The 23,485-nt window shown below is 68.1% G+C and carries 25 protein-coding genes; 14 read left to right on the top strand and 11 right to left on the bottom strand.

Translation table 11 applies throughout. The features are described 5' to 3' along the window. Positions 1 to 6: 6 nt before the first annotated feature. The 4 genes from AB0I19_RS19430 to AB0I19_RS19415 form a co-directional block, all read right to left on the bottom strand. On the bottom strand, positions 7 to 708 hold the full coding sequence (locus AB0I19_RS19430) for a DUF4279 domain-containing protein (RefSeq protein WP_357150397.1): 702 nt from the start codon (positions 706 to 708) through the stop codon (positions 7 to 9). After that, positions 705 to 1,463: an FAD-binding oxidoreductase gene (locus tag AB0I19_RS19425; RefSeq protein WP_357150396.1), complete on the bottom strand. Its 759-nt coding sequence runs from the start codon at positions 1,461 to 1,463 to the stop codon at positions 705 to 707. The genes AB0I19_RS19430 and AB0I19_RS19425 overlap by 4 nt, the downstream gene beginning before the upstream one ends. 18 nt (positions 1,464 to 1,481) lie before the next feature. Continuing rightward, positions 1,482 to 2,642, bottom strand: a complete 1,161-nt coding sequence (locus tag AB0I19_RS19420) for an FAD-binding oxidoreductase (protein ID WP_357150395.1) — start codon at positions 2,640 to 2,642, stop codon at positions 1,482 to 1,484. Between the two features lie 158 nt (positions 2,643 to 2,800). After that, the gene (locus AB0I19_RS19415; RefSeq protein ID WP_357150394.1) at positions 2,801 to 3,238 is read right to left on the bottom strand and encodes a MarR family transcriptional regulator; all 438 of its coding nucleotides are present in this window, start codon (positions 3,236 to 3,238) and stop codon (positions 2,801 to 2,803) included. A gap of 68 nt (positions 3,239 to 3,306) precedes the next feature. On the opposite strand from AB0I19_RS19415, the gene AB0I19_RS19410 reads away from it, so the two are divergent. From AB0I19_RS19410 to AB0I19_RS19390, 5 genes are all read left to right on the top strand, one after another. Next, complete coding sequence (locus tag AB0I19_RS19410; protein ID WP_357150393.1) at positions 3,307 to 3,933, top strand: maleylpyruvate isomerase family mycothiol-dependent enzyme; 627 nt, start codon at positions 3,307 to 3,309, stop codon at positions 3,931 to 3,933. A 105-nt stretch (positions 3,934 to 4,038) separates the two neighbouring features. Further along, on the top strand, positions 4,039 to 4,563 hold the full coding sequence (locus AB0I19_RS19405; RefSeq protein WP_357150392.1) for a DUF3558 domain-containing protein: 525 nt from the start codon (positions 4,039 to 4,041) through the stop codon (positions 4,561 to 4,563). A gap of 14 nt (positions 4,564 to 4,577) precedes the next feature. Beyond that, positions 4,578 to 4,958: a hypothetical protein gene (locus AB0I19_RS19400; protein WP_067484296.1), complete on the top strand. Its 381-nt coding sequence runs from the start codon at positions 4,578 to 4,580 to the stop codon at positions 4,956 to 4,958. Next, positions 4,955 to 6,274, top strand: a complete 1,320-nt coding sequence (locus tag AB0I19_RS19395) for a hypothetical protein (RefSeq protein ID WP_357150391.1) — start codon at positions 4,955 to 4,957, stop codon at positions 6,272 to 6,274. The genes AB0I19_RS19400 and AB0I19_RS19395 overlap by 4 nt, the downstream gene beginning before the upstream one ends. Before the next feature lie 33 nt (positions 6,275 to 6,307). Then, entirely contained in the window at positions 6,308 to 7,066 is a 759-nt protein-coding gene (locus AB0I19_RS19390; RefSeq protein ID WP_357150390.1) for an ESX secretion-associated protein EspG, read from the top strand. Between the two features lie 76 nt (positions 7,067 to 7,142). Here AB0I19_RS19390 and AB0I19_RS19385 read toward each other — a convergent pair whose 3' ends face one another. After that, entirely contained in the window at positions 7,143 to 8,117 is a 975-nt protein-coding gene (locus AB0I19_RS19385; RefSeq protein WP_357150389.1) for an NADP-dependent oxidoreductase, read from the bottom strand. A gap of 183 nt (positions 8,118 to 8,300) precedes the next feature. On the opposite strand from AB0I19_RS19385, the gene clpB reads away from it, so the two are divergent. From clpB to AB0I19_RS19350, 7 genes are all read left to right on the top strand, one after another. Beyond that, positions 8,301 to 10,874 (top strand): ATP-dependent chaperone ClpB, encoded by a 2,574-nt coding sequence (gene clpB, locus AB0I19_RS19380; RefSeq protein ID WP_357150388.1) that lies wholly within the window; start codon positions 8,301 to 8,303, stop codon positions 10,872 to 10,874. 61 nt (positions 10,875 to 10,935) lie between these two features. Continuing rightward, on the top strand, positions 10,936 to 11,727 hold the full coding sequence (locus tag AB0I19_RS19375; RefSeq protein ID WP_357150387.1) for a DUF5666 domain-containing protein: 792 nt from the start codon (positions 10,936 to 10,938) through the stop codon (positions 11,725 to 11,727). A 68-nt stretch (positions 11,728 to 11,795) separates the two neighbouring features. Continuing rightward, positions 11,796 to 12,929, top strand: coding sequence for a hypothetical protein (locus AB0I19_RS19370; protein ID WP_357150386.1), 1,134 nt, complete (start codon positions 11,796 to 11,798; stop codon positions 12,927 to 12,929). Positions 12,930 to 12,977: 48 nt separating this feature from the next. Beyond that, positions 12,978 to 13,784 carry an SDR family NAD(P)-dependent oxidoreductase gene (locus AB0I19_RS19365; RefSeq protein WP_067484317.1) on the top strand — a complete coding sequence of 269 codons (807 nt, stop codon included), beginning with the start codon at positions 12,978 to 12,980 and terminating at the stop codon, positions 13,782 to 13,784. Positions 13,785 to 13,860: 76 nt separating this feature from the next. Next, positions 13,861 to 14,424 (top strand): orotate phosphoribosyltransferase, encoded by a 564-nt coding sequence (gene pyrE / locus AB0I19_RS19360; protein ID WP_067484319.1) that lies wholly within the window; start codon positions 13,861 to 13,863, stop codon positions 14,422 to 14,424. Between the two features lie 67 nt (positions 14,425 to 14,491). Continuing rightward, positions 14,492 to 15,550, top strand: coding sequence for a beta-ketoacyl-ACP synthase 3 (locus tag AB0I19_RS19355; RefSeq protein WP_357150385.1), 1,059 nt, complete (start codon positions 14,492 to 14,494; stop codon positions 15,548 to 15,550). Positions 15,551 to 15,552: 2 nt separating this feature from the next. Beyond that, positions 15,553 to 16,263: a lysoplasmalogenase gene (locus tag AB0I19_RS19350; RefSeq protein ID WP_357150384.1), complete on the top strand. Its 711-nt coding sequence runs from the start codon at positions 15,553 to 15,555 to the stop codon at positions 16,261 to 16,263. 197 nt (positions 16,264 to 16,460) lie between these two features. Here AB0I19_RS19350 and AB0I19_RS19345 read toward each other — a convergent pair whose 3' ends face one another. Further along, positions 16,461 to 17,579, bottom strand: a complete 1,119-nt coding sequence (locus AB0I19_RS19345) for a BTAD domain-containing putative transcriptional regulator (protein WP_067642144.1) — start codon at positions 17,577 to 17,579, stop codon at positions 16,461 to 16,463. Positions 17,580 to 17,610: 31 nt separating this feature from the next. After that, on the bottom strand, positions 17,611 to 18,648 hold the full coding sequence (gene fbaA, locus AB0I19_RS19340; protein ID WP_357150383.1) for a class II fructose-bisphosphate aldolase: 1,038 nt from the start codon (positions 18,646 to 18,648) through the stop codon (positions 17,611 to 17,613). Between the two features lie 172 nt (positions 18,649 to 18,820). Between fbaA and AB0I19_RS19335 the strand changes: the two genes are divergently transcribed. Then, positions 18,821 to 19,522 carry a VTT domain-containing protein gene (locus AB0I19_RS19335; RefSeq protein WP_357150423.1) on the top strand — a complete coding sequence of 234 codons (702 nt, stop codon included), beginning with the start codon at positions 18,821 to 18,823 and terminating at the stop codon, positions 19,520 to 19,522. Positions 19,523 to 19,527: 5 nt separating this feature from the next. Further along, entirely contained in the window at positions 19,528 to 20,217 is a 690-nt protein-coding gene (locus AB0I19_RS19330; RefSeq protein ID WP_067484333.1) for a DedA family protein, read from the top strand. Here AB0I19_RS19330 and AB0I19_RS19325 read toward each other — a convergent pair. The 4 genes from AB0I19_RS19325 to AB0I19_RS19310 all read right to left on the bottom strand — a co-directional run bounded on the left by AB0I19_RS19325 (position 20,214) and on the right by AB0I19_RS19310 (position 23,470). Next, positions 20,214 to 21,302 (bottom strand): glycoside hydrolase family 76 protein, encoded by a 1,089-nt coding sequence (locus AB0I19_RS19325; RefSeq protein ID WP_067642143.1) that lies wholly within the window; start codon positions 21,300 to 21,302, stop codon positions 20,214 to 20,216. The genes AB0I19_RS19330 and AB0I19_RS19325 overlap by 4 nt on opposite strands. A gap of 181 nt (positions 21,303 to 21,483) precedes the next feature. Further along, positions 21,484 to 22,164, bottom strand: a complete 681-nt coding sequence (locus tag AB0I19_RS19320; protein ID WP_357150382.1) for a TrmH family RNA methyltransferase — start codon at positions 22,162 to 22,164, stop codon at positions 21,484 to 21,486. A 15-nt stretch (positions 22,165 to 22,179) separates the two neighbouring features. Continuing rightward, positions 22,180 to 22,491 carry a DUF4190 domain-containing protein gene (locus tag AB0I19_RS19315; RefSeq protein ID WP_225278309.1) on the bottom strand — a complete coding sequence of 104 codons (312 nt, stop codon included), beginning with the start codon at positions 22,489 to 22,491 and terminating at the stop codon, positions 22,180 to 22,182. Between the two features lie 22 nt (positions 22,492 to 22,513). Continuing rightward, positions 22,514 to 23,470 (bottom strand): alpha/beta fold hydrolase, encoded by a 957-nt coding sequence (locus AB0I19_RS19310; protein WP_357150381.1) that lies wholly within the window; start codon positions 23,468 to 23,470, stop codon positions 22,514 to 22,516. Between the last annotated feature and the right edge of the window lie 15 nt (positions 23,471 to 23,485).

Below are 23,485 nucleotides of genomic sequence, written 5' to 3'. Positions count from 1 at the left end.
ACGACCTCAGGCCGTCGTGGGCGGCCCGGTCTCGATCCGCAGTGACATCGCGGTCGAGGCAAGGCGGGTGAGCAGGCGCGGGTCGAAGTACATGGAAGGAAAACTGCCGCCTGGCATTTCGGCTTTCACCAAGATCTCTCCGCCAGGACGGTCTTGCGAAGTCATCGACCCGTCAGGCCATCCGTCCAGAAATACGCTGACCGCATCTTCAGCGCCCCAGCCCACGACGGTCCGATGGAAAGGTCCATCCGGATGCCCGGTCGAGTCGGTTCGTATGACCGGAGTTGCCGGGTCGGACTCGTCGGTCGCCCCCGAGATGACATCCACATCCAGGGATAGGCCGGAAGCCGCCAGCAGTCTCAGCGCCGCAGCAGAAAGGGCGACGACCGGCCTGCCCCGTCCGTCGGCGTCGACCGCGACGCTCAGACACCCGGACGTCTCCCGCGCCGAAAGAATTCGCCGCAACCGGTCGCTCATCGGCCCGAGCAGGTCGAGGGCCCGGTCCACCTGCTCGCCGACGTGACCGGCGCCGGTAGCCAATTCGAGCACCCAACCATCGGAACTTCTACGCAGTTTTGGCGCACGCCCTACCTGTCCGGCTCGCCATTGATCGGTCGGCACCCGACATAGCGTCGCCGTGATCTCGTCCGGATCGAAAGTTCCGGTCAGGCGCAGCGAAGCGACAACCTCGAAAAGGGCGATATTCAAGCACCTTCGGAGGTGATGTTGGCTGGGGGAGTACCGCCGGCGACGAGGCGGTCGGTGGTGGTGGCGACCATGGCGGGGGAGCCGCAGATCAGGACCTGGTGTCGGTCGAAGGGGCCGTGGGCGGCGGCTACGTCGGCGAGGGTGCCGTGCAGCATTTCCGAGGGGGCGAAGCCGATGTCGACGCGGGTCTGTTCGTGCCATTCGTCGCGGATCGGCGGGTCGTCGGGGCTTTCGACCACGGGAATCACCGTGAGCCAGGGCAATTCACCCGACAGCAGGTACAGCATGTCGGCGGCGTAGAGGTCGCGTGGGCTGCGGCCGCCGAAGAAGAGGTAGGTGCGTGGCGGGTTTTCGCGGCGGGCCAGGTCGAGGATCTGGGCGCGCATCGGTGCCAGTCCGGTGCCGCCCGCGATCATCACCACCTCGGTGGCGTCGGGATCGACGGCGAACACGGTGTGCGGTGCGTTGATTCGCCATTGATCGCCCGGCTGGGTATCGGCCACGATCGACCCCGAGCACCACCCGCCCGGCACCGCCCGCACGTGGAATTCGAGTTTGCCGTCCAGCGAGGGCGGCAGCGCGGGCGACAACCGCCGCCGCACCCCCGGATGCTGCGGCACCTCCACCTCCACCGACCCGCCCGCGGCGAACGGCACGAAGTCACCGATCAACCGGATCACGGCCAGATCGTTGCGCAGCCGATGATGACCGACAACGGTCGCCGTCCAGGCCGGGTGGGGAAACTCGTTGCTCATCAGTCACTTTCGCGCGGGTCAGCCGACGGGATCGGCCGCGATGATATCGGTCGGGGTGCCCGCCCGGATGAGGGCGCGGCGAGTGTCGTCGATCATCTTGGCGGATCCGGCGATCTGGATCTGCCGATCGGCCCAGGCGCCGAAACTGGTGACCACCGCGCCGAGATTCCCGATGAGCCTGCGATGCATGCCCGGCGGCGGCTCGGACGGGGTGGGCGGATACCACCACGGGTTCTCGGGCTCCTCACACACCGGCACGATCGTGAGCCACGGATTCGATTGCGACAGTTGCCACATGTTGTTCACGTCGTACAGGTCGCCCGGGAAGCGTCCACCGATGAAGAAGTGCACGCGCGGATTGATGCCGCGCTGACTCATCTCGATCAGCTGCGCGCGCAGCGGCGCGATCCCGGTGCCCGAGCCGATCATCAGCACGTCGCGCCCGGATTCACGGTCCACCTGCAGCCCGCCGAGTGGCCCGGCGATCTTCCACCGGTCGCCCACCTTGGTGTCGTTCACGATGGCCGGGCTCACCCAGCCGCCGCTCACCCGCCGCACATGGAATTCGATCTCGCCGTACGGGTTGGCGGGGATGGCGGGCGAGAGGTAACGCCACATGTTCGGCCGCTGCGGCACCGCGATCGGCACGTACTGGCCCGCCTTGAACGGGATCGGGCTGTCGGCCTGCAGCCGCACGATCGCCAGATCGTCGAGCACCCGGCGATGACCGACCACCGTCGCGTCCCAGTACGGCTGCGATTTGTCCTGGTTGGCGCCGATCGCCATGGCCGCCGAGATCACGATGGTGACATCGCGCCAGCCCTCGTCGAGCTCCCGGTTCCAGCGGTTGCCGTGGTAGGTGCGCAGCGCACCGAGCAACGCGAGTCCCGCCATGTCGTAGTGGTCGGCCTCGACCCCGTACTTGCGGTGGTCGCGCGCCAATTGCTCGAGGAACCGCTGAGCGCGGTCGAAGTCGTCGAGATGTTCGAGGACGAACTGCACCGCCGTGGTCAGCCGTTTGGGCTGCATGTCCATGGTCGGCGGAAAGAGATCACGCAATCTTGGGTCCTGTGCGAACAGGTGCCCGTAAAAAGCCCTGGTCAGCCGCTCGGGGCCGCCCGGTGCCTCCATCACTCCGCGAAAATCGGCGCGGACCAGCGCAAGCGAACGCGCATCCACGTCGTCAAGCTCCCTTTCCTAGAATTGTTGCCCGGTGGCCCCGCCCCCACGGCGGGCGCCGTCTCAAGTATCCCCCGAAAACGCCAGCTCGGTGGAGGGATGCTCATCACGCCTCGCGGATCGTATGCCCAGCGCTGCCGCGCGTCCGCGAGTTCGCGTCATCGATATGGGTCGGTGATCTTCCGCAGTTCCTCGAGCGCCCCGCGCAGCGCGGTGGACCGTCGCTGTCCGAGGTGGGCGAGCCATTCCGACTCCACCTGTCCCGCCGCCTGATTGGCGACCTCGACGGCCCGTGCCCCTTTGTCCGACAGTCGCAGCAGGCGCGCGCGGCCGTCGCTGGGGTCGGGTTCGCGGCGCAGGTATCCGGCGCGCACCAGCTGGTCGACGAGCACCCCCGCGGTCTGCTTGGTGACCTGCGCCTGGGCGGCCAGGTCGGTCAGGCGCGACCCGTCCGGCCCGATCCGTGCGACCAGTCGCGCCTGGGCCTGGGTCAGGTCGTCGAAGCCGCCCTCGCTCAGCGCGTCGAGCACCCGCCGCTCCATCTCCCGGTACGGAATGAAGAGCAGAACTCCGAGATTGAGCTCGTCAGCGGGCATGACACTCCTTGATTCGGTCAGTAACACTGACTATATTAGTCAGAAAGGCTGACTACAAGGAGCCGAGCATGGACCCCGATCAGTACTGGCGAACCATCACCGACCAGCGCCGCGCCATCGCCGGGCTCCTGGCCGAGCTCACTCCGGCCGAACTCGACGCCCCCTCGTTGTGCGCGGGCTGGCGCGTCCGCGATGTCGCCGCGCACGTCGCGCTGGCACCCCAGCCGCCCGGCCCGCTCGCCATGCTGCGCGAGGCCGCCCGCGCCCGAGGCAGCTTCCACCGCCTCAACCACGACCTGGCCGTCCGCTACGCCGACACCACCCCCGACCTCGCCACCGCACTCACGAGCCTGGCCGATTCCCGCGACCTGCCCGTGGTCACCAACCACCGCAACATCCACTTCGACGTGATCGTCCACGCCCAGGACATCGCCCGCCCGCTTTCGCGCACGATCGAAGTCGACGCGCGGGCGTGCGCGGTTGCCGCACAGCGTGTCTGGACGATGGGCTGGCCGTTCTGGGCCCGCCGCCGGCTACGCGGTGTATCCCTCGCAGCCGACGACTCCGCATGGACCGTTGGTAGTGGTCCCGAAATCCGCGGCTCCACGCTGGACTTGCTCCTACTTCTCACCGGAAGACCGAGCGTTCTGCCCGCCCTGACGGGTGCGGGTGTGCAGTCGCTGACCACACGATGAGCGACCGGCTGCTACCGGTTTGCCCGCCGCTCGAGCCCGGTTCCGCGTCCGAGGCCCGTGCTAATCTCCCTGGTCAAAGCAGTGGACCGGCGAGAAGGGGTGGGGATGAAACGGGCGGGGATCGCGCTAGTGCTCGCGGGTCTGGCGGTTGTCGGGGCAGCTGGATGCGAGGAGGGGAAGTCGACGTCTTCGGGGACGACTACGACCGCCAAGCCGGTGTTGTGGAATCCGTGTACGGAGATTCCTGATGCGTTGTTGACGGAGGTCGGGGTGGACCCGGCGACCGAGGAGAAGGGTGTTGGCGGTGTTCCGCAGTCGGGGTGGGAGATCTGCGCGTGGGATGCGCGCGAGTTCTCGCTCACTGTGTACACGACGAACAAGACGGTTGATCAATTCGAACAGAAACCTGGCAACGTCGACTTTCGGGACGTAACCATCGCGGGCCGTTCGGGCCGTGAATTCAAGGTCAGTGGTGCATCGAAGGACCTCGGCTGCGATGTGGTCTTTCCCGCGCAGCTCGGCGTCGTCCAGTTGCAGATCCTCAATTCGCCCCTCGAGTCCGGCCTCGACGACCCCTGCGAGTACCTGGCCCGCGCGGGCGAAGTGCTGGTTCCGATCTTTCCGAGCTGACCGGGGAGGGCTCCGTGAGTGAGAACACCGCCTACAGCGCGTTGCTCGCCCAGGCGAAGGCCGGCGAGGTCTACCTCAACGACGAGGCTGCCGCCTTCCACATGTACAAAGCCTGCGATGACCGCCTGACTGTTCTTCGCGAAATTCTGGGTATTACCCGCCGAACGCAGAACGTGAGCGGTTTCGGTGACTTTCAGATCGGCAAGGATCTCGAGAAGAAGTTCCTCGTTCAGGCCACTGGTGACCCGAACTCCATCGATGCCGTGGTCATGAAGGACATCGAAGCCGTGCAGCAACTCCGCGAAGTCTTCGCCATTTCCTTCAAACGCCTAACCAGCACCGACATCGAAAACGCCAACGCCATGGACTACATCTCCGAGCAGGTGACCCCATGACCGGCATGCAGAGCATCAACGGCCTCGACCTCTACGGCAAACTGCGCGACCTGGTCTCCTTCTCCGGCGACGACGGCGAACTCGACAGTTCCGAAATCGCCGACATCCAGGACGAATACAACGACCAGCGCGCCGTAACCCGGCAAAAGGCGAGCCAGCTCGGTTTCGACGGCGAGTTCCGCCCGCAAACGGTGGTCAAGAACAACCTGTTCGCCGGGACCGTCGCCGAGCTTCGCGCCAAGGTCGACAAGATCGATCTCGATGCCGTGAACGATCTGATCGGCGCGTGGACCGAGATCTCCACCCGCAACGCCACTTCCCTCGACGAGTTCCGCAAACAGATCTCGCGTGGAATGTCTCCCGACGTCTGGGCGGGTTCGGCCGCGAACGCCGCCGCCAAGACCGTCGCGGCCTACGACGCCACGGGCAAGCGGGTCACCACCGCGGCCGCCCTCACCAGCAACAAACTGGTCGAGCTGCGAACCGGCCTCGAGCCGACGAAACGTCTTGTGCCCCATCAGCCCGAGCACCACAGCGGTGTCGACAACTTCACCGGCCTGTTCACCGGCCGAGCGTGGCGCGATGACGATGTGGCGGAAGAGAACGCGCGGGTCGAGGCGGTGCGTGTGCTCCAAACCGTCTATGCGCCGGTCATTTACGAGTCCGACACGAATGTGCCGGTCATTCCGATCCCCAAGGCTGTGGACAACGGCGGCGATCCCGAAATCCCCGGCGGCGGTGCACGCCCCGGCGATCAAGGCTCGCCGACCGGTCAGTCCGCGGCGACACCGAGCACGCCCGCGGCCGTCACCCCGACGACCGACCCAGGCGAAACGCCCGGCGATACCTCCGCCGACGACGATGACCAGAATTCTGCCGAGGACGAGACCCCACAGACGATCGACCCCTCGTCGACCACCCCGGCCTCGACGACTCCCGCCGCGACCACCCCGCAGTCCACTACACCGGGAACTCCCGGAAGTCCGAGCAGCACAGGGCTTCCCGGTGGCGGCTCCCCGGGCTCAGGCGTGCCGGGTGCCGGTTCTCCCGGCGCCAGTTCGCCGGGGGCGGGTGGGGCGGTCCCCGGCAATCCCGCGTCGGGCGGCGCAGGTACGAACCGTGGCGGCGGAACGGGTGCTGCGGGCCGCTCCGGGATGCCCGGCATGATGGGCCCGGGCGCGGGACGCGGCGGCGGCAAGGACGACGAGTCGACCAAGGACATCCCCGACTACCTCGTCACCCAGGAGAACGGCGAGGAGCTCACCGGTCTGGACAGCCTGCCCAAGATGGTCCCGCCCGTCATCGGCGCCGACTGAGTGCCGATCTCGATGGAACAGAGTAGATTTCCCGTGCGCACCTGGCATCTCACCGCCCTCGACTTCCGCACCCTGTGGGAAGCCGCGGGGCGCGACGTCCTCCCGTACCCCTTACAGCACCAGTACACCGACGTCGAGACCTACGCCGAGGTCCTGCGCCTGCGTCGCAAGGCCGCCGAAAACCTGATGGCCGAATTCGACTCCGACCTCGACCGCGCCATGGCCGCCCTGCTCGCACCCCACGCCCGCGTCGAGGTGGCGGGCGCCTCCCGCGGCGTGCGAACCATCCGCGCCCACGGCGGCACCCGCGACACCTACGCCTCCCTCGCCGTCCAGGCCCCCGGCGACCCCCGCAACCCCGGCGACATCACCCTGCACCTGATGACCCCCAACGCCCTGGCCGCCGCCGTCCTCTCCACCCTCCCCAAAGTCTCACCCGGCCGCGGCCGCGAAATCCGCGTCACCGCAGCCGAACTCGCGGCCCCCCGCCCGCACACCCGCGACCGCTGGAACCCCACCCCCCGAGAACAACTCGAATCCTTCCTCGCCAAACCCACCGACACCCTCACCCACATCGGCGTCTACGCCCACGCCAGCGTCGACAACCGCCACACCGAAGGTCGCGACGACTTCCAGCTCCACGACCTCCCCGGCGACGGCCGCTACGTCTTCTACGGCGAAACCACCTTCACCGTAAAACCCACCACCCCCACCCGAATCCACAAAACCCTCACCGAAATCCTCCACACCACCGCCACCAAAGCCCGCACCGGCATTTACCGCCCCGCCTGATCGTCGAGGATGTGCGCGGTACCCGTGCTTCGACCGGTCGCCGCCGACTGTGGACCCCGCAGTCGATGCGGCTGGATCAGATGGCCAGGACGGTCTTTCCGCGCGCACTACCCGCGCCGAGTACGGCGGGAGCGGCTTCCAGCGGTACCGTCATCTGGACCGGGACCACCACATCCCCTGCCGCCACGCGCCCGAGCAAACGGCTCAGTTCCGGACCGCGTCCTTTGGATTCGAAGTTGCCGCCGGTGATGCCGCGCTCGGTGAGTGCCTGTTCGTCGGCGGCCCAGACGGTGGTGTAGGCGTGGCCGCCGCGCCGGACGAGGGTGGCGTGGTCGGCGAAGGCGGGTGCGGTGCTGACCAGGTCGAACAGGACGTCGATGCCGTCGGGGTGGGTGAAGCGCACGGCGTCGACGATGTTCGAGTCGACCTGGGTGGACGGGTCGTGCGGGTCGGGTCGGGCCTGGGTGTAGTCGACGGTTTCGGCGGCGCCGAGGCGGGCGACCTGGTCGGTGGCGTCGGCGCGGGCGGTCGCGATCACGTGGGCGCCCGCGATATTGGCCAGCTGTACAAGGAAGGAACCGACACCGCCGGTGGCGCCGACGATCAGCACGGTCTGGCCGGGCTGGATGTGGGCAGCGCCGACCAGGTCCTGGGCGGTGAGCCCGGCGATGGGCAGGGCGGCGGCGGCGACGGTGGTGATGCCGTCGGGGATCTTCACCAGCGTGGCGTCTTCGGGGACCGTCGCGTACTGGGCCCAGCTGCCGTGGCCTGCGGGGGCGGTGAGGAATTTGCCGACCACCTTGTCGCCGACGGCGAACGAGGTGACGCCCGACCCGACCGCCGACACGGTGCCCGCGCCGTCCACGCCGAGGATCATCGGGAAGTCGGTCGGCATTTTTCCTTCGAGCAGTCCGTCGGCCATCTTCAGGTCGAACGGGTTCACCCCCGCGGCGTCCAAGGCGACCTGCACTTCACCCGGACCGGGTTCGGGCACCGGCATATCGGCGAGTTCGGGCGTGGCACCGAACTTGTGAACCACGATGGCGCGCATGGTCGACAACTCCTCGTATCGGGGGTGATCCAGGCACCGCAATCCTAGGCTGAGGGGGCTCCGACATGCGGCGTAGCGTGAGGCGGCGTGGCGAACCGGCCGGAAAAACATTAAGTTGAGCGGAACAGACTCAACTTTGCCGACGTTGAACAAGTCGATACCGGAATTACCCCGAGGAGACCAGTGGACTCGTTCAATCCCACCACCAAGACCCAGGCGGCCCTGACGGCCGCCCTGCAGGCCGCGTCGGCGGCGGGCAACCCGGAGATCCGTCCGGCGCACTTGCTGGTGGCGTTGCTGGATCAGACCGATGGCATCGCCGCCCCGCTGCTCAAGGCCATCGGTGTCGACCCCGCGACCGTCGAACGGGAAGCGGGCGACATCGTCGACCGGCTGCCGCGCGCCACCGGCGCCACGACCACACCACAGCTCGGCCGCGAGGCCCTGGCCGCGATCACGGCCGCGCAAAGGCTGGCCACCGAACTCGGCGACGAATACGTCTCCACCGAGAACCTGCTGGTCGGCCTGGCCGACGGCAGCGGCGAGGTGGCCGAGCTGCTGCGCAGGCACGGCGCCACTCCCGAAGCGTTGCGCGACGCCTTCACCACCGTGCGCGGCAGCGCGCGGGTCACCAATCCTGACCCCGAAGCCTCCTACCAGGCACTCGAGAAGTACTCGACCGACCTCACCGAGGCCGCCCGCACCGGCAAGCTCGACCCGGTGATCGGCCGCGACACCGAGATCCGCCGTGTGGTGCAAGTACTTTCGCGGCGCACCAAGAACAACCCGGTGCTCATCGGCGAACCGGGCGTCGGCAAGACCGCCATCGTCGAGGGCCTCGCCAAGCGCATCGTCGACGGTGACGTGCCGGAGTCGTTGCGCGGCAAGAAGGTCGTCTCCCTCGACCTCGGCGCGATGGTCGCGGGCGCGAAGTATCGCGGCGAGTTCGAGGAGCGGCTCAAGGCCGTGCTCGACGACATCAAGAACAGCGCGGGCGAGATCATCACCTTCATCGACGAGCTGCACACCATCGTCGGCGCGGGCAGCACCGGCGACTCGTCGATGGACGCGGGCAACATGATCAAACCGCTGCTCGCGCGTGGTGAGCTGCGACTGGTCGGCGCGACGACGCTCGACGAGTACCGCAAGTACATCGAGAAGGACGCCGCGCTGGAACGCCGGTTCCAGCAGGTGCTGGTCGGCGAGCCGACGGTGGCCGACACCATCGGCATCCTGCGCGGCATCAAGGAACGCTACGAGGTGCACCACGGCGTGCGGATCACCGATTCCGCGCTGGTGGCGGCCGCGACGCTGTCGGACCGCTACATCACCTCCCGCTTCCTGCCGGACAAGGCGATCGACCTGATCGACGAGTCGGCGTCGCGGCTGCGCATGGAAATCGACTCGCGCCCGGTCGAGATCGACGAGGTGGAGCGCGCGGTGCGGCGCCTCGAGATCGAGGAGGTCGCGCTCGAGAAGGAGACCGACGAGGCGTCCAAGCAGCGCCTGGAGAAGCTGCGCCAGGAGCTGGCCGACGACCGCGAGAAGCTCAACCAGCTCACCACCCGCTGGCAGAACGAGAAGAACGCCATCGACTCGGTGCGCGGGCTCAAGGAGGAGCTCGAGCGCCTGCGCGGCGAATCCGAACGCGCGGAACGCGACGGCGACCTGGGCAAGGCCGCCGAGCTGCGCTACGGCCGCATCCCGGCGCTGGAGAAGCAGCTGGCCGCGGCCGAGGAGGCCAGCGGTGCCGCCGCGAGCGGTGAGGTGATGCTCAACGAGGAGGTCACCCCGGACGACATCGCCGATGTGGTGTCGTCGTGGACCGGTGTGCCGGTGGGGCGGATGCTCGAGGGCGAAACCGCGAAACTGCTGCGGATGGAGACCGAGGTCGCCGGGCGGGTCGTCGGCCAGGAAGAGGCCGTGCAGGCGGTGTCCGACGCGGTGCGCCGCTCGCGTGCGGGGGTGGCCGACCCGAACCGGCCGACGGGCTCGTTCATGTTCGTCGGGCCGACCGGTGTCGGTAAGACCGAGCTGGCCAAGTCGCTCGCGGAGTTCCTGTTCGCCGACGAACGCGCCATGGTCCGCATCGATATGAGCGAGTACAGCGAGAAGCACTCGGTGGCTCGCCTGGTCGGTGCGCCTCCCGGTTACGTCGGGTACGACCAGGGTGGTCAGCTCACCGAAGCGGTGCGCAGGCGGCCGTATTCGGTGGTGCTGTTCGACGAGATCGAGAAGGCACACCCGGACGTGTTCGACATCCTGCTGCAGGTGCTCGACGAGGGAAGGCTCACCGACAGCCAGGGCCGCACGGTCGACTTCCGCAACACCATCCTCATCCTCACCTCCAACCTGGGTGCCGGCGGCACCAAGGACCAGGTGATGGACGCGGTGCGCCGAGCGTTCAAGCCGGAGTTCCTCAACCGGCTCGACGACGTGGTGATGTTCCAGGCGCTCGACGCGAAACAGCTGGAGTCGATCGTCGACATCAACCTGCGTCAGCTGCAGAAGCGGTTGTCGCAGCGCAGGCTCACCCTCGATGTCACCGACGAGGCCAAGCAGTGGCTCGCGGTGCGCGGTTACGACCCCGCCTACGGCGCGCGCCCGCTACGCAGGCTGATCCAGCAGGCCATCGGCGACAGCCTGGCCAAGGAACTGCTCTCCGGCACGGTCACCGATGGCGACACGGTGTCGGTGAGCGTGGACGACGCCACCGACAAGCTGGTCGTCGAACGCGAAGTTGTCCACAGTTCATGATTTATCCACAGCCCGGTGCGTAGGACCCTCTCTACGCGCCGGGCTGACCTACGCTGGGGACATGACGAATCCGAACGATCCGTGGGGACAACGCCCGGAGGATTCGCCGACGGAACGGCTGGGTTCGCCAGGGAACGAAACCACACGGCCGTACGGCGGTGGGTTCGACGAGTGGGGACAACCGTCGAACCCCACCCAGGCACTCCCGCCGCACGACGCTCAATGGGGACCGTATGAAAGTGGTTATCCCGCAGAGCAACCCGCGCCCCAACCGGCCTACGGGCAGGGGTATCCGCCCGCCCCGCCGCCGGGCTACGGACCGCAACAGCAGCCCGAATATCCACCGCGACCACAGGACGGCGACCAGGAACCGCCGAAGAAGCACACCGGCCTGTGGATCGCGCTCGGCCTGGCCGTCGTGGCGCTCATCGCCTTCGGCGGCATCCTGGCCGGTCTGATGCTCACCGGTGGCGACGGTTCCGACAACGACACCGCCGCCGCACCACCCACCACCCAGACCCTGCAACCATCGACCAGGCAAACCACCCCGACCGCGCCGCCGAGCGCGAGCGGCCTGCCCGGCTTACCCGGCCTCGGCGGCACCGAAGACCTCGGCGCCACCATGGGCAGCATCACCGCCAACACCGGCTCCGAGATCACCATGAGCACCCTCGGCGGGTCGAGTGTGCGGGTGCTGATCGACGAGGCCACGCAGGTGATCTCGCTGAGCACCACCAAGGCGAGCGAACTTCCGGTCGGTGACATGGTTATGGTGCAGGGCGACAAGAACCCAGACGGGTCGATCCGCGCCAAGATCATCATCAGCACGGCGCTCCCGAGCGGCCCCCGATGAGCGACCCGCGCGTCGAATCCCCGGTGCTACCGGGCAATCACGGCGACGGCTGGATAGGCTAGGCGACGATGACGGCTATGTGGTTCGGCTTGGCGGCGATCGCACTCGTTGGTGCGGTCGTACTGCTGTATTTCGATCGGGTCCAGCGACAGCGCACCGGACACGCCCGCCAGGTGTGGGCGAAGTCCCAGGGCTATACCTATGTGTCGGTGGAGCCCGCCCTCGCCTCGACGTGGCGGCGCGGCGCGCTGACCAAGCTCGGGTACCTGTCCGCGGTCGACGTGGTCTCCGGTATCCGTAAGGGCGAGAAGTTCGTGCTCTTCGACCTGGAAGACGCCGCCACCCTGGTGGCCGTGCGCCGCCAGATCGGGTCCGAGATCGATGTCGACATGCGGCTCAAGACCGCGTCGCCGCCCAAGGACCACGATCTGGAACTGCTCGGCGCCATCGGCGACCGGGTCGTGTTCGCCACCGACCCCGAGATCGCCCGGCACGCCGTCGACCAGCGGATGGTCGGCTTCATCGAATCCCTGTCCGACACTGTGCAGATGCTGTGGAGCGAGGGCAACTGGACCCTCGGCATGCTCCCGGTCGGCAGCGGGTCCAAGGACTGGGAGACCGCGATCGACGCCGTACTTCGCCTGTCGGGTCTGCTGCACGTGCTGCCGCCGGTGGCCGAGCCGAACGAATACACCCGTCCGCGTTCGGGAATCGGTGAACCGTCGCCCGACGGGTTCCGCGACGAGTACGACGACGACTACGCTCCGGCCGCACGCGTGCCCGATACCGACGGCCGCGCCCGCTTCCCCGGTCCCGACGACGAAACCGATGTCGACGACCACTACGGCCGCGCCGCCGAACCGCTGTTCCCCGCGCGCCCCGCCCAGGCACCCGACGACGACTACGACCGCCTGCCGCCGCGCAAACCCGCCTTCGCGGCCGACCCGGATTTCGATCCCGACCTCGACGACCCGGATTTCGAGGACCAGCCCGCACCCGGCCGCCGTCCGCTCGGCGAACCGCCGAAGCGCCCGTCGCTCGCCGTCGTCCCGGAACCGCGCCCGCGCGTGGAGCCGCCGCGTCCGCGCGCGGAGGAACCGCGTCCGCGCGTAGAGGAAGAGCGTGCCGACGACGATTCCGACCAGCCCGGCGGCCCCTTCCACCCCGGCTTCCGCCCGTACCAGGGCCCCGTCCCGAAGTGATCCCGATGCCGTGACACGGCATCACCCGTCGACCCGAATCGACCAGCTATGACCGATATCCCCGCGCGCCTGCCCGGTGCGTCCCGACCCGTCGCCCTGATCACCGGCCCCACCTCCGGCATCGGCCTCGGCTTCGCCCACCGCCTCGCCGCCCTCGGCTACGACCTGGTGCTCGTCGCCAGGAACGAGGTGCGGTTGCGTGGCCTGGCCGACGAACTCGGCCGCCGGTACGCCACCTCCGCCGAGGTCCTCGTCGCCGACCTGGCCGATGACGACGACCGCGCCCGGGTCGCCGAACGTGCCGAGGCCGGCCTCCAATTCCTGGTCAACAACGCCGGTTTCGCGCATTCGGGGGAGTTCTGGACCCTCGAGCCCGCCGAGCTGCAGGCCCAGCTCGATGTGAACGTCACCTCGGTCGTGCAGCTCACCAGGGCCGCGCTGCCCGCGATGATCGCGGCCGCGTCCGGTTCGATCGTCAATGTGGCCAGCGTGGCGGGACTCGTTCCCGGTCGCGGTTCCACCTATTCGGCGTCGAAGGCTTACGTCGTCGCCTTCACCGAAGGTCTCGCGGGTGGGCTGTCGGGCACCGGTGTGCGCATCCAGGCCCTGTGCCCCGGCTTCGTGCACACGGAGTTCCACGAGCGAGCCGGCATCGAGATGAGTTCGCTGCCCAAGGCGCTGTGGCTCGAGGTGGATCAGGTGGTCGACGGCTGCCTGCACGACCTGGAAGCGGGCCGGGTCATCAGCGTTCCCGGCCTGCAGTACAAGGTCATCACCACGGTGGCGGGGATGGTTCCGCGCACCCTCATCACGCGGCTCAATCGCGGCCTGTTCAACGCACGCGGTAGGACCTAGGGCATGGCGTGGGCCCCGGCGGCGGCAGCGTAGCGTAATCGCGCAGGGCCCACGCAGATGACCGAAAGGAAACCGCATGATCGACCAGGCACGTCAGGCGCTCACCGAAGCCGATCGCGACCAGTTGGCCGCGCTCGTGCGCGAGCTCGCGGTCGTGCACGGCAAGGTGACACTGTCCTCGGGCAAGGAGGCCGACTACTACGTCGACCTGCGCCGCGCGACGCTGCACCACCAGGCCGCCCCGCTGATCGGGTCGCTGCTGCGTGAGCTGGTCGCCGACTGGGACTTCGACGCCGTCGGCGGGCTCACCATGGGCGCCGACCCCGTCGCGATGGCCGTCATGCACGCTCCCGGTCGCCCGATCGATGCCTTCGTCGTCCGCAAGGCCGCCAAGGCCCACGGCATGCAGCGCCAGATCGAAGGCCCCAATGTCGTCGGCAAGCGGGTGCTGGTGGTCGAGGACACCACAACCACGGGCAATTCGCCGCTCACCGCTGTGCGCGCGCTGCGTGACGCGGGCGCAATCGTGGTGGGTGTGGCCACCGTCGTGGACCGCGAAACCGGTGCTGACCAGGTGATCGCCGCCGAGGGGCTGGAATACCGGTCCATCCTCGGTCTCGACGACTTGGCTCTGAGTTAGCCTGAACGTCAGAAAACTCGGACGGCGACGAAGCCGTCCGGCAGTGAGAAGGACGTGTGAGTCACCCGTGGTGAGCATTGCAATCAACAAAGGTCGCGACAATGTCGCGATGCTCGGGATCGGTGCCTACCGCCCGCAGCGCATCGTCAGCAATGCCGAGGTGTGTGAGGTTCTCGACTCGACGCCCGATTGGATCTTCGAACGCACCGGCATCCACAACCGGCGTTGGATCAGTGGCGACGAGACCATCCGCTCGATCGCGGCGGCCGCGGGCGAGCGCGCGCTGAAGAACAGCCCGGTCGACCGCGCCAAGATCGGCGCGGTCCTGCTGTGCACCTCGAGCTGGCTCAAGCTCACCCCGCACGGTGCGCCGTCGGTGGCCTACGACCTCGGCCTCAACGGTGTCGCCGCGTTCGACCTCACCTCCGGCTGCGGCGGTTTCGGCTACGGCCTCGGTGTCGCCGCCGACCTGATCCGCGCCGGTTCGGCCGAATACGTGCTGGTGATCGGCGCCGAGACCATGACCGTCGGTCTCGACCCGACCGACCGTGGCACCGCGATGATCTTCGGTGACGGCGCGGGCGCCGTCGTCGTCGGCCCGGCCGAGGAGAACGGCATCTCGCCGACCGTGTGGGGCAGCGACGGCGAGAACGCCGAGGCCATCGCCCAGGACGTCGACTTCCTCGCCTACATGAACAAGGCCCAGGCCATGCAGGGCACCGATCCCGAGGTGGAACCGATCGGCCGCATGTCGCTGCACATGGAGGGCCCCAAGGTCTTCCGGTGGGCCGCGGTCACCCTGCCGCGCGCCCTGTCGGCGGCGCTGGACGCCTCCGGTGTGGCCAAGGAGGACATCGAGGTGTTCATCCCGCACCAGGCCAACGCCCGCATCAACGAGCTGATGAAGAAGAACCTCGGCCTCGCCGAGAACATCCCGATGGCCAACGACATCGAGAACACCGGCAACACCTCGGCCGCCTCGATCCCGCTGGCCATGGAGGAGATGCTGGTGACCGGCAAGGCCAAGGGCGGTCAGCTGGCGCTGCTGCTCGGCTTCGGCGCGGGATTGAGCTACGCGGGCCAGGTCGTCACCCTGCCGCCCGCCCCGAAGGAACCGAGCTTCTGACGATGCGTCCGTTGCGCGCGGGCTATCTCGCGGCGGCGGCGGTCACCGTTTTCGGTGCCGTCACCGGCCGCGAACGCCTGCAATGGGTGGCCAAGCCGCTGCTGATGCCGTTGCTCGCGGCCGACGCGGTGACCAGTGGCGCCGTGGACCCGGCCGAGCGTCGGATCCTGCTCGGCTCTCTTGCCGCCGCAACCGTGGGCGACATTCTGCTCATCGACCCCGACGACGACCGCCGCCTCATCGCGGGCGCCTCGTCGTTCGCGGTGATGCAGGCCGGGTACTCGCTGCTGTGGTGGCGCCGGGGCGCCCGCCCGCGCCCCGAGATCGCGGCGCCCCGCCTGCTCGCCTGGGCGGGCGCGGCCGGGCTGCTGCGCACCAAGGCCCCGGTGCTGGCGCTACCGCTCACCGCCTACGGCGCGACCCTCGGCACCGCCGCCGTCCTCGCCTCGGACCCGTCCCTCGCGCCGGACACGAAAAACATTGCGGGACTGAACATTCCGAACGAAGACCCCCGCAGCCGCTACGGCTTGGGCGCTTTGCTGTTCACCGTCTCCGATGGTCTGATCGTCCTGCGTCGACTCTTCGCGAAGTCCGAAAGGTCCCGCCGCCTCACCGAGGGCGTCATTCTCGCGACCTATGCGGCGGCTCAGTACCACCTCACCGTGGCGCCGCCGAACCCGGCTGCTACGGCCGCTGCCGAGGACGCGCGCTGAGCAAGGCGCGGGTCTGAGCCCGGCACCCGCGCTGAGCCCAGCGCCCGGCACGCGTTGAGTCCGGGGCCGCGCTGAGCCGGTGCCGGTTTGCGCTCGAGTGGCACGCCGACTGCCTCGACGGCAACCTGGCGGCACAGGTGTACACGGCTACGGACGGCCATCGGTGACCCACAGTCCGGGCTACACGTGCCGAGGGCTCAGCTCACCGCGAGGAACGTCAGCACTGTCGCACCGATCCGGATGATGTCACCATCGCCCAGCAAAGCCCCACTGTCGATGGGCAATTCGTTCACATAGACACCGTTGGCCGAATGCAGATCCTTGATCAGCAGACCGGCGCGGCTGGGCATGATGTGGGCGTGGTAGCGGCTCGCCTTGGGGTCGTCGAGGACCAGTTCGTTGTCGGTCATGCGCCCGATTCGCAAGCCGCCGTGCGGAATCGGGATGGTGCGGCCGTCGGCGAAGCGCAGGTTGCCGTTGCGGATCGAGCGCGGCACCTCGGTGACGGTCTCCGTCATCGCCGCCGCGACCTGCTCGGATCGCTTGAACGCCTGCACATTCAGGGGTTCCTGGCGAAGAACACGCTGCTCGAGTTCGATCAGCGCCGCGCCCGGATCGATGCCGAGTTCCTCGGCGAGGACGGTACGCACCCGGCGGCACGCCTCGAGCGCGTCGGCCTGACGACCGGAGAGGTACAGCGCGGTGATGAGCTGACCCCACAGCGGTTCACGCAGCGGATTCTCGTTGGTCATGGTGACCAACTCGCCGATCACCGAAGACGAACGCCCACAGGCGATTTCGGCATCGATGCGAGCCGAGGCGGCGAGCAGCCGCTCCTCGTTCATCGCGGTGGCGAAACCGTCGGCGAATTGCAGGCCGGCCAGATCGGCCAGCGCACGCCCCGACCACTCCCGCAGTGCCGCACCGAACAGGTTGGCCGCACCGGGATGGTCACCGGCGTCGAGGCAGCGGGAACCGGCCTCGCGCGCGTTCTCGAAACGGCCGAGATCGCAAGCGGTGTCGGGGATTTCGAGCCGATACCCGGCGCCCTCGGTGCGCAGCACCTGTGCGGAATCGATCCCGGCGTTGCGCAGCGCCTTGCGGATATTGGAGACGAACACCTGCAGGCTCGCCGCGTACGAGTCGGGCGGATCCTCGTTCCACACCATCTCGGCGAGCACAGCCGACGACACCGCGCGCCGCCGGTTGACGGTGAGCGCGGCAAGCAGCGCGCGCGGCTTGGGCCCGCCGACCGCCACCGGCTCACCGCCGACGAGCAGTCGAACGGGCCCGAGCACACGGACATCAAGACTCATGAGCTCGGGCCCCGTTTGTTCGATACTTCGATCAGGAACCGCTGACGGAGCGACCGGCCGACTTGAGGTCGTTGCAGGCCTCGAGCACGCGCGCGGCCATCGAGGACTCGGCCTTCTTCAGGTAGCTGCGCGGGTCGTAGGTCTTCTTGTTGCCGACCTCGCCGTCGATCTTGAGCACACCGTCGTAGTTGGTGAACATGTGCCCGGCGACGGGGCGGGTGAAGGCGTACTGGGTGTCGGTGTCGACGTTCATCTTCACCACGCCGTAGCGCAGGGAGTCCTCGATCTCGGACTTCAGCGAGCCCGAACCGCCGTGGAAGACGAAGTCGAACGGCTGCGAGCCCTCGGCCAGGCCGAGCTTGGCGGCCGCGACGCGCTGGCCCTCGGCCAGCACCTCGGGCTTGAGCACCACGTTGCCCGGCTTGTACACACCGTGCACGTTGCCGAAGGTGGCGGCGAGCAGGTACTTGCCGTTCTCGCCCGCGCCGAGCGCGTCGATGGTCTTCTCGAAGTCCTCGGGCGAGGTGTAGAGCTTGTCGTTGATCTCGGCCTCTACGCCGTCCTCTTCACCGCCGACGACGCCGATCTCGACCTCGAGGATGATGTTGGCGGCCTTCGAGAGCTTGAGCAGCTCCTTGGCGATCTCGAGGTTCTCGTCGATCGGGATGGCCGAGCCGTCCCACATGTGCGACTGGAACAGCGGGTTCAGGCCGTTGTTCACGCGCTCCTGGGAGATGGCGAGCAGCGGACGCACGTAGGTGTCCAGCTTGTCCTTGGGGCAGTGGTCGGTGTGCAGCGCGATCGTCACGTCGTACTTCGCGGCGACCACGTGCGCGAACTCGGCCAGCGCGACCGCGCCGGTGACCATGTCCTTCACACCCTGGCCCGAGGCGAACTCGGCACCGCCGGTGGAGAACTGGATGATGCCGTCGCTCCCGGCCTCCGCGAAGCCCTTGATGGCGGCGTTGATCGTCTCCGACGAAGTGCAGTTGATAGCCGGGAATGCGAACGAGTGCGCCTTGGCCCGGCCGAGCATCTCGGCGTAGACCTCCGGAGTCGCGATAGGCACAGCAGTGACCTCCGTCTGTGGGGAGCAAAAAACCAATTCTGTCAGGCCACACCCTAGGTTAGGAAGTGATCGATGAGTTCACCGGCTGGTTTCCACCAGGTCGCCCACACCCATTCACTTCACAGCCGCGACCGGTACTGTGGGGCCCGTGACTTTGCTGGCGGTTTCCGATGTGATGACGCACAACCTCGCGTTGACCCAGTTGCTGGACCCGATGTATCTGCTCCAGGACACGTGGCTGAAGAACGCGGTGCTACCCGCCATCCTGGCGATTGTCTTCATCGAGACCGGCCTGCTTTTCCCGTTGCTGCCCGGTGACTCGCTGCTGTTCACCGGTGGCATGCTGGCCGCGCAGGGCAGCCCGAACATCTGGGTGCTCGTCCCGCTGGTGATCGTCACCGCCTTCGCGGGCGACCAGTGCGCGTACTGGATCGGGCGAAAAATCGGGCCCGCGATCTTCCGTAAGGAGGACAGCCGCTTCTTCAAGAAGCAGTATGTCGTCGAGACTCACGAGTTCTTCGAGAAGCACGGCCCCAAGACGATCATCCTGGCCAGGTTCGTGCCGATCGTCCGCACGTTCATGCCGGTGCTCGCCGGTGTGTCGAAGATGAGCTACCGCAAGTACGTGGCGTTCGACATCGTCGGCGCCGTGCTGTGGGGCGGCGGCGTGACGATCATCGGTTACTTCCTCGGCAATGTGCCTTTCATTCGCGACCATGTGGAAGCGATCTTCCTGCTGATCGTGTTCGTCTCGATCCTGCCCGCCATCATCACCGTCGGTAAGAAGGTGCTCGCGAGCCGCGCGCTGCCCGTAGTGCCCGTGGTGCCCGCCGAGCCTGCCGAGCTGGCCGTCTCGACGAACAAGACGCTCTGATCGACGTGACAGCGGGACCATCCACCTACGCCGTCGGCAGCTTCGATCCGCTGGTCTCGGCCGGGCCCGCTGTGGTCTGCACGGTCGTGCTGGTGTTCGTGTTCCTGGAATGCGCGTTCATCATCGGGCTGTTCCTGCCCGGCGATTCGATGCTGATCACCGCGGGTATCGTGCTCGCCTCCCACGCCAACGGCGAAGCGCAGGTGTGGGGGCTGTCCGTCGGCACCATGCTGGCGGCGATCGCCGGGAACCAAGTGGGCTATCTGGTCGGCCAACGCACCGGCCATCGTGTGGTCGCGCGCAAGAACGGCCGCTACATCAATACCGAGAACCTGGCGAAGGTGACGCATCTGCTGGAACGGCACGGGTTCTTCGCGGTGATGATCGCCCGCTGGATCCCGTGGGTGCGCACGCTGTGCCCGATGGTCGCGGGCGCGGCCGGGATGGATCACCGCAAGTACACGATCGCCAGTACCATCGGCGCGATCATCTGGGCGCCGGTGCTGCTGCTCATCGGCTATTACGCGGGTGAGTTCCTCGAGCGGGTGTCGTGGTTGATGCCCGCGGTGATCGGCACCCTCGTCGTCGGCCTGATCATCGGCACGGTGATCGGCATCCGACACTACCGCCAGGAAATGGCCAAGCCCGCCGAGGACTACGAAGTCGAGTGCGAGGCGAGCGTCGGCGAGCGCTAGAGGCCCGCGGCACTCACCTGGTAGGCGGCTTCCATCAGCATCCAGCCCGACAGCTGCACCGACAGGTCGCGTTCGGGAACCACCGACGCGGTCACCGAACCGCCCGCGGTGAACTTGCCCGCGCCCGCCGAACCGCCCGGCAGACGGGCCGGTTTGCTCCAGTCGTAGCCGAACAGCGGTTCGCCTTCCACCTCGAGGCGGTTGCTCCAGGCGGCGGTGGCCGAGGTCTTCACGATGGCCGCGGCGATGCGGCGCGCGGCCTCGGGTCGTTTGCCTTCGCCCGGCAGCATCAGCGCGACGACGGCCAGGTAGCGGGCGAGGATGCCGTTGAACAGGCCGCCGTCGCCCCCGCCGCCGCCGGAGATCACCAGCCGGTGGGTCATGTGGTCTTCCACCGCGTCGACCAGGTCGACGGCGCGGTCGATGTGGCGGTCGTCGTCGGTGTGTACCGCCAGCTCGGCTTCCAGGCCGAGCACCACACCCTGGCAGTAGGTGAACGTGGGCCGTTCGATCTCGCCGGAGGGCAGGTGGATGCCGTCGAGGACGAGACCGGTCTGCGGGTCGCGCAGGGTGTCGTGCAGCCAGTCGGCCATCTGCTGCGCGCGTTCGACCTGGCCCAGTCGCAGCAGTGCGATGCCCGCGGGGCCGTTCGCCGGCGCGTTGTAGAAATCGGACCTGACCCGCCACGGTATGCCACCGCCGACCCCCGGGTTCCACGCGCTGTAGAGCTGCTGTTCCAGGGCGAGCAGACCGCCGCGCGCGGCGCTGAGTTCCTGGGTGCGTTCGGCGCGTTCGAGTGCGATGGCCAGCCAGGCCATGTCGTCGTAATAGCGGTTGGTCCAGCCGGTGATGTTGCGCATGCGGTGCGAGCGCGCGATGGCGGCGATGCGCCTGCGCCGGGCCGGTGTCGGTACCCGGTTCGCGGCGTCGATCGCGCAGTCGAGCAGGTGCGCCTGCCACCAGTAGTGCCAGCTGCCGAACAGGCGCTCACGTCGGGTGGCGGGCCACCCGACGACGCCCAATTCCGTTCCGGGACAACCCCACAGGGCGCGCAGGTGGCGCGAGATGATGGCCGATTCGGCCATGTCGGCGCGTTCGGACCACAGCGCAGGGGTCGGTACGGATCCGGTATCAGTCGGCTGCGGGCGCCGGCCCCCACGCGAGGTCATGGGGTCCATGTTGCCAGGTCGGTGTGCATGCGGGGCAAGGAAATTGTGGTCTGTGGCGACCGGTGTGGCGTGGCAGACCTGATGTGACGCGCGGGATTCAGGTGATCGGCCAGGCCAGGGACAGATCCGCGTGCTGACGGATCCAGGTGTGCATGGCGATGCCTGCCGCGACGCCCGCGTTGATGCTGCGGGTCGAACCGAACTGGGAGATCGAAACCGTGAGGGCGGCAGCGTCTTTCGCGTCGTCGCTCACGCCGGGACCCTCCTGGCCGAACAGCAGGAGGCAGTCGCGTGGCAGCTGGGCGGTTTCGAGCGGCACCGAGCCGGGCACATTGTCGACGGCCACCACGGTGAGTCCTTCGCGGGCGGCGTAGTCGCGCAGCTCGGTGAGGTCGGCGTGGTGGACGAGGTGCTGGTAGCGGTCGGTGACCATGGCGCCGCGGCGGTTCCAGCGGCGTCGGCCGACGATGTGCACCGCGGCGGCGGCGAAGGCGTTGGCGGTGCGGACCACGGTCCCGATATTGGCGTCGTGACCGAAGTTCTCGATGGCCACGTGGAAGGGGAAGCGGCGGGCGTCGATGTCGGCGACGATCGCCTCGCGCGTCCAGTAGCGGTAGGCGTCGACCACATTGCGGCGGTCGCCCTCGGCCAGCAGCACCGGGTCGTAGCGGTCGTCGGTGGGTGCGGGCGTGCCGTACTCCTGCTCCCACGGGCCGAGACCGTGTGGATGTTCACCCCACTCGGTTGGTCCCGCGACGTCGGCCTCTGGTTCGATCACCCGCAGGATGCTAGCTCAGTAGGTGGATGTGTCCGCCGACGCACCGATCACCATGAGCACCACCGCGAGCACGATGAACAGCAGCATGATGCCGAGCATCGCGGATCCGATGATGCCCATGATGTAGCCCGCGTACACCTGCGAACGGCCGCCGATCGTGCCGTTGGACGCGTCGATCTCGGCCAGCGCCGACTTGGCCTTCAGCCAGGCGAACGGCGCGGTGAGACCGCAGAACGACACCCCGATCACCCCGAGTACCAGCACGAGGGTCGACTCCGGGTGGTCCGGCGGGCGGTAGTAGCCCTGCGGCGGTAGCGGGTAACTCATAGGCCGCATGGTAGCCGGGGCATCAGCCCTGCTCGGTCATCATCGGGGGATCCGGCTCGGGGGTGGGCAGCGCGACCAGGGGGCTGCCACGGCGCAGGGTGCGCTGCCAGCGCAGCGGATCGTAGGCGGCCGGTTCGGTTTCCTCGATGAATCGCTTGATGACGGCCACGAAGCGGTCCGGGTCGAAATGGTGCGGGAAATGTCCTGCGCCGGTGAAGATTTCGATGCGACTGCCGGGGAAGGCCAGATGCGCGCGGTTCGCGTGCCCGGAGGGGATGACGGTGTCGCGGGTGCCACCGATCACCAGGGTGGGCAGGTGGGCGGCGAGATAACCGCGATCGAGCATGGTGATGGTCTGCCCGCGCCGGTCGGCTGCCGCGCGGATGGTCCGGAGGAAGGCGTTGCGGGCGCCGGCTTCGGCCAGGCCGCCGTAGAGGCGGAGCACGTATTCGGCGTCGGGTCCGAGGCCCAGCCCACCGACGGCTGTGACCAGCGGTATCACGGCTCGCACCGCCGTGCGCACCGGCCAGCTGGTGATGGCCATCAGCGCGGGCCCGGCGCCCGCGATCGTGGCCAGCCGGAACGCCGGGTGCACGCCCGCACCCATGCCCGCCGGGCACACCAGCGCGATCCGCTCCACCTTCTCCGGGAACTGGTAGGCGAATTGCAGGGCGACCCCACCGCCGAGCGAGTGCCCCACCACGGTGATCCGTTCGACACCGAGCACGCTGAGCAGGTCGCGCATGCCGTTGGCATAGGCGGCCACCGCGTAATCGGCACGCGGCTTGGCGGATTCACCGTGCCCGAGCAGGTCGGGTGCGATGACTGTGTAGTGCTCGGCGAGCGCGTCGAACACGGGCGCCCAGGTCCCGGAGCTGTCGGTGATGCCGTGAATGAGCAGCACCGGCGGGCCTGTCCCGGCCATCCGATACGCACGCCGATATCCGTGCACCTCGATGAACCGCACATTCCCGTCCATCAACGAAGCGTGCGC

The sequence above is a fragment of the Nocardia sp. NPDC050413 genome (genome assembly GCF_040655475.1).
Lineage (GTDB): Bacteria > Actinomycetota > Actinomycetes > Mycobacteriales > Mycobacteriaceae > Nocardia > Nocardia coubleae.
Note: the sequence above shows the minus strand (reverse complement) of the source record. Positions and strands in the feature narration are given on the sequence as shown.

Coding starts and splice junctions, on each gene's coding strand:
- AB0I19_RS19315 (WP_225278309.1), bottom strand. CDS start 22,491: ATGAGTTACCCGCTACCGCCGCAGGGCTACTACCGCCCGCCGGACCAC.
- AB0I19_RS19395 (WP_357150391.1), top strand. CDS start 4,955: ATGACCGGCATGCAGAGCATCAACGGCCTCGACCTCTACGGCAAACTG.
- AB0I19_RS19370 (WP_357150386.1), top strand. CDS start 11,796: ATGACGGCTATGTGGTTCGGCTTGGCGGCGATCGCACTCGTTGGTGCG.
- AB0I19_RS19365 (WP_067484317.1), top strand. CDS start 12,978: ATGACCGATATCCCCGCGCGCCTGCCCGGTGCGTCCCGACCCGTCGCC.
- AB0I19_RS19325 (WP_067642143.1), bottom strand. CDS start 21,302: ATGGCCGAATCGGCCATCATCTCGCGCCACCTGCGCGCCCTGTGGGGT.
- AB0I19_RS19350 (WP_357150384.1), top strand. CDS start 15,553: ATGCGTCCGTTGCGCGCGGGCTATCTCGCGGCGGCGGCGGTCACCGTT.
- AB0I19_RS19310 (WP_357150381.1), bottom strand. CDS start 23,470: ATGGACGGGAATGTGCGGTTCATCGAGGTGCACGGATATCGGCGTGCG.
- AB0I19_RS19405 (WP_357150392.1), top strand. CDS start 4,039: ATGAAACGGGCGGGGATCGCGCTAGTGCTCGCGGGTCTGGCGGTTGTC.
- AB0I19_RS19415 (WP_357150394.1), bottom strand. CDS start 3,238: ATGCCCGCTGACGAGCTCAATCTCGGAGTTCTGCTCTTCATTCCGTAC.
- AB0I19_RS19410 (WP_357150393.1), top strand. CDS start 3,307: ATGGACCCCGATCAGTACTGGCGAACCATCACCGACCAGCGCCGCGCC.
- AB0I19_RS19385 (WP_357150389.1), bottom strand. CDS start 8,117: ATGCGCGCCATCGTGGTTCACAAGTTCGGTGCCACGCCCGAACTCGCC.
- pyrE (WP_067484319.1), top strand. CDS start 13,861: ATGATCGACCAGGCACGTCAGGCGCTCACCGAAGCCGATCGCGACCAG.
- AB0I19_RS19375 (WP_357150387.1), top strand. CDS start 10,936: ATGACGAATCCGAACGATCCGTGGGGACAACGCCCGGAGGATTCGCCG.
- AB0I19_RS19425 (WP_357150396.1), bottom strand. CDS start 1,463: ATGAGCAACGAGTTTCCCCACCCGGCCTGGACGGCGACCGTTGTCGGT.
- AB0I19_RS19345 (WP_067642144.1), bottom strand. CDS start 17,579: ATGAGTCTTGATGTCCGTGTGCTCGGGCCCGTTCGACTGCTCGTCGGC.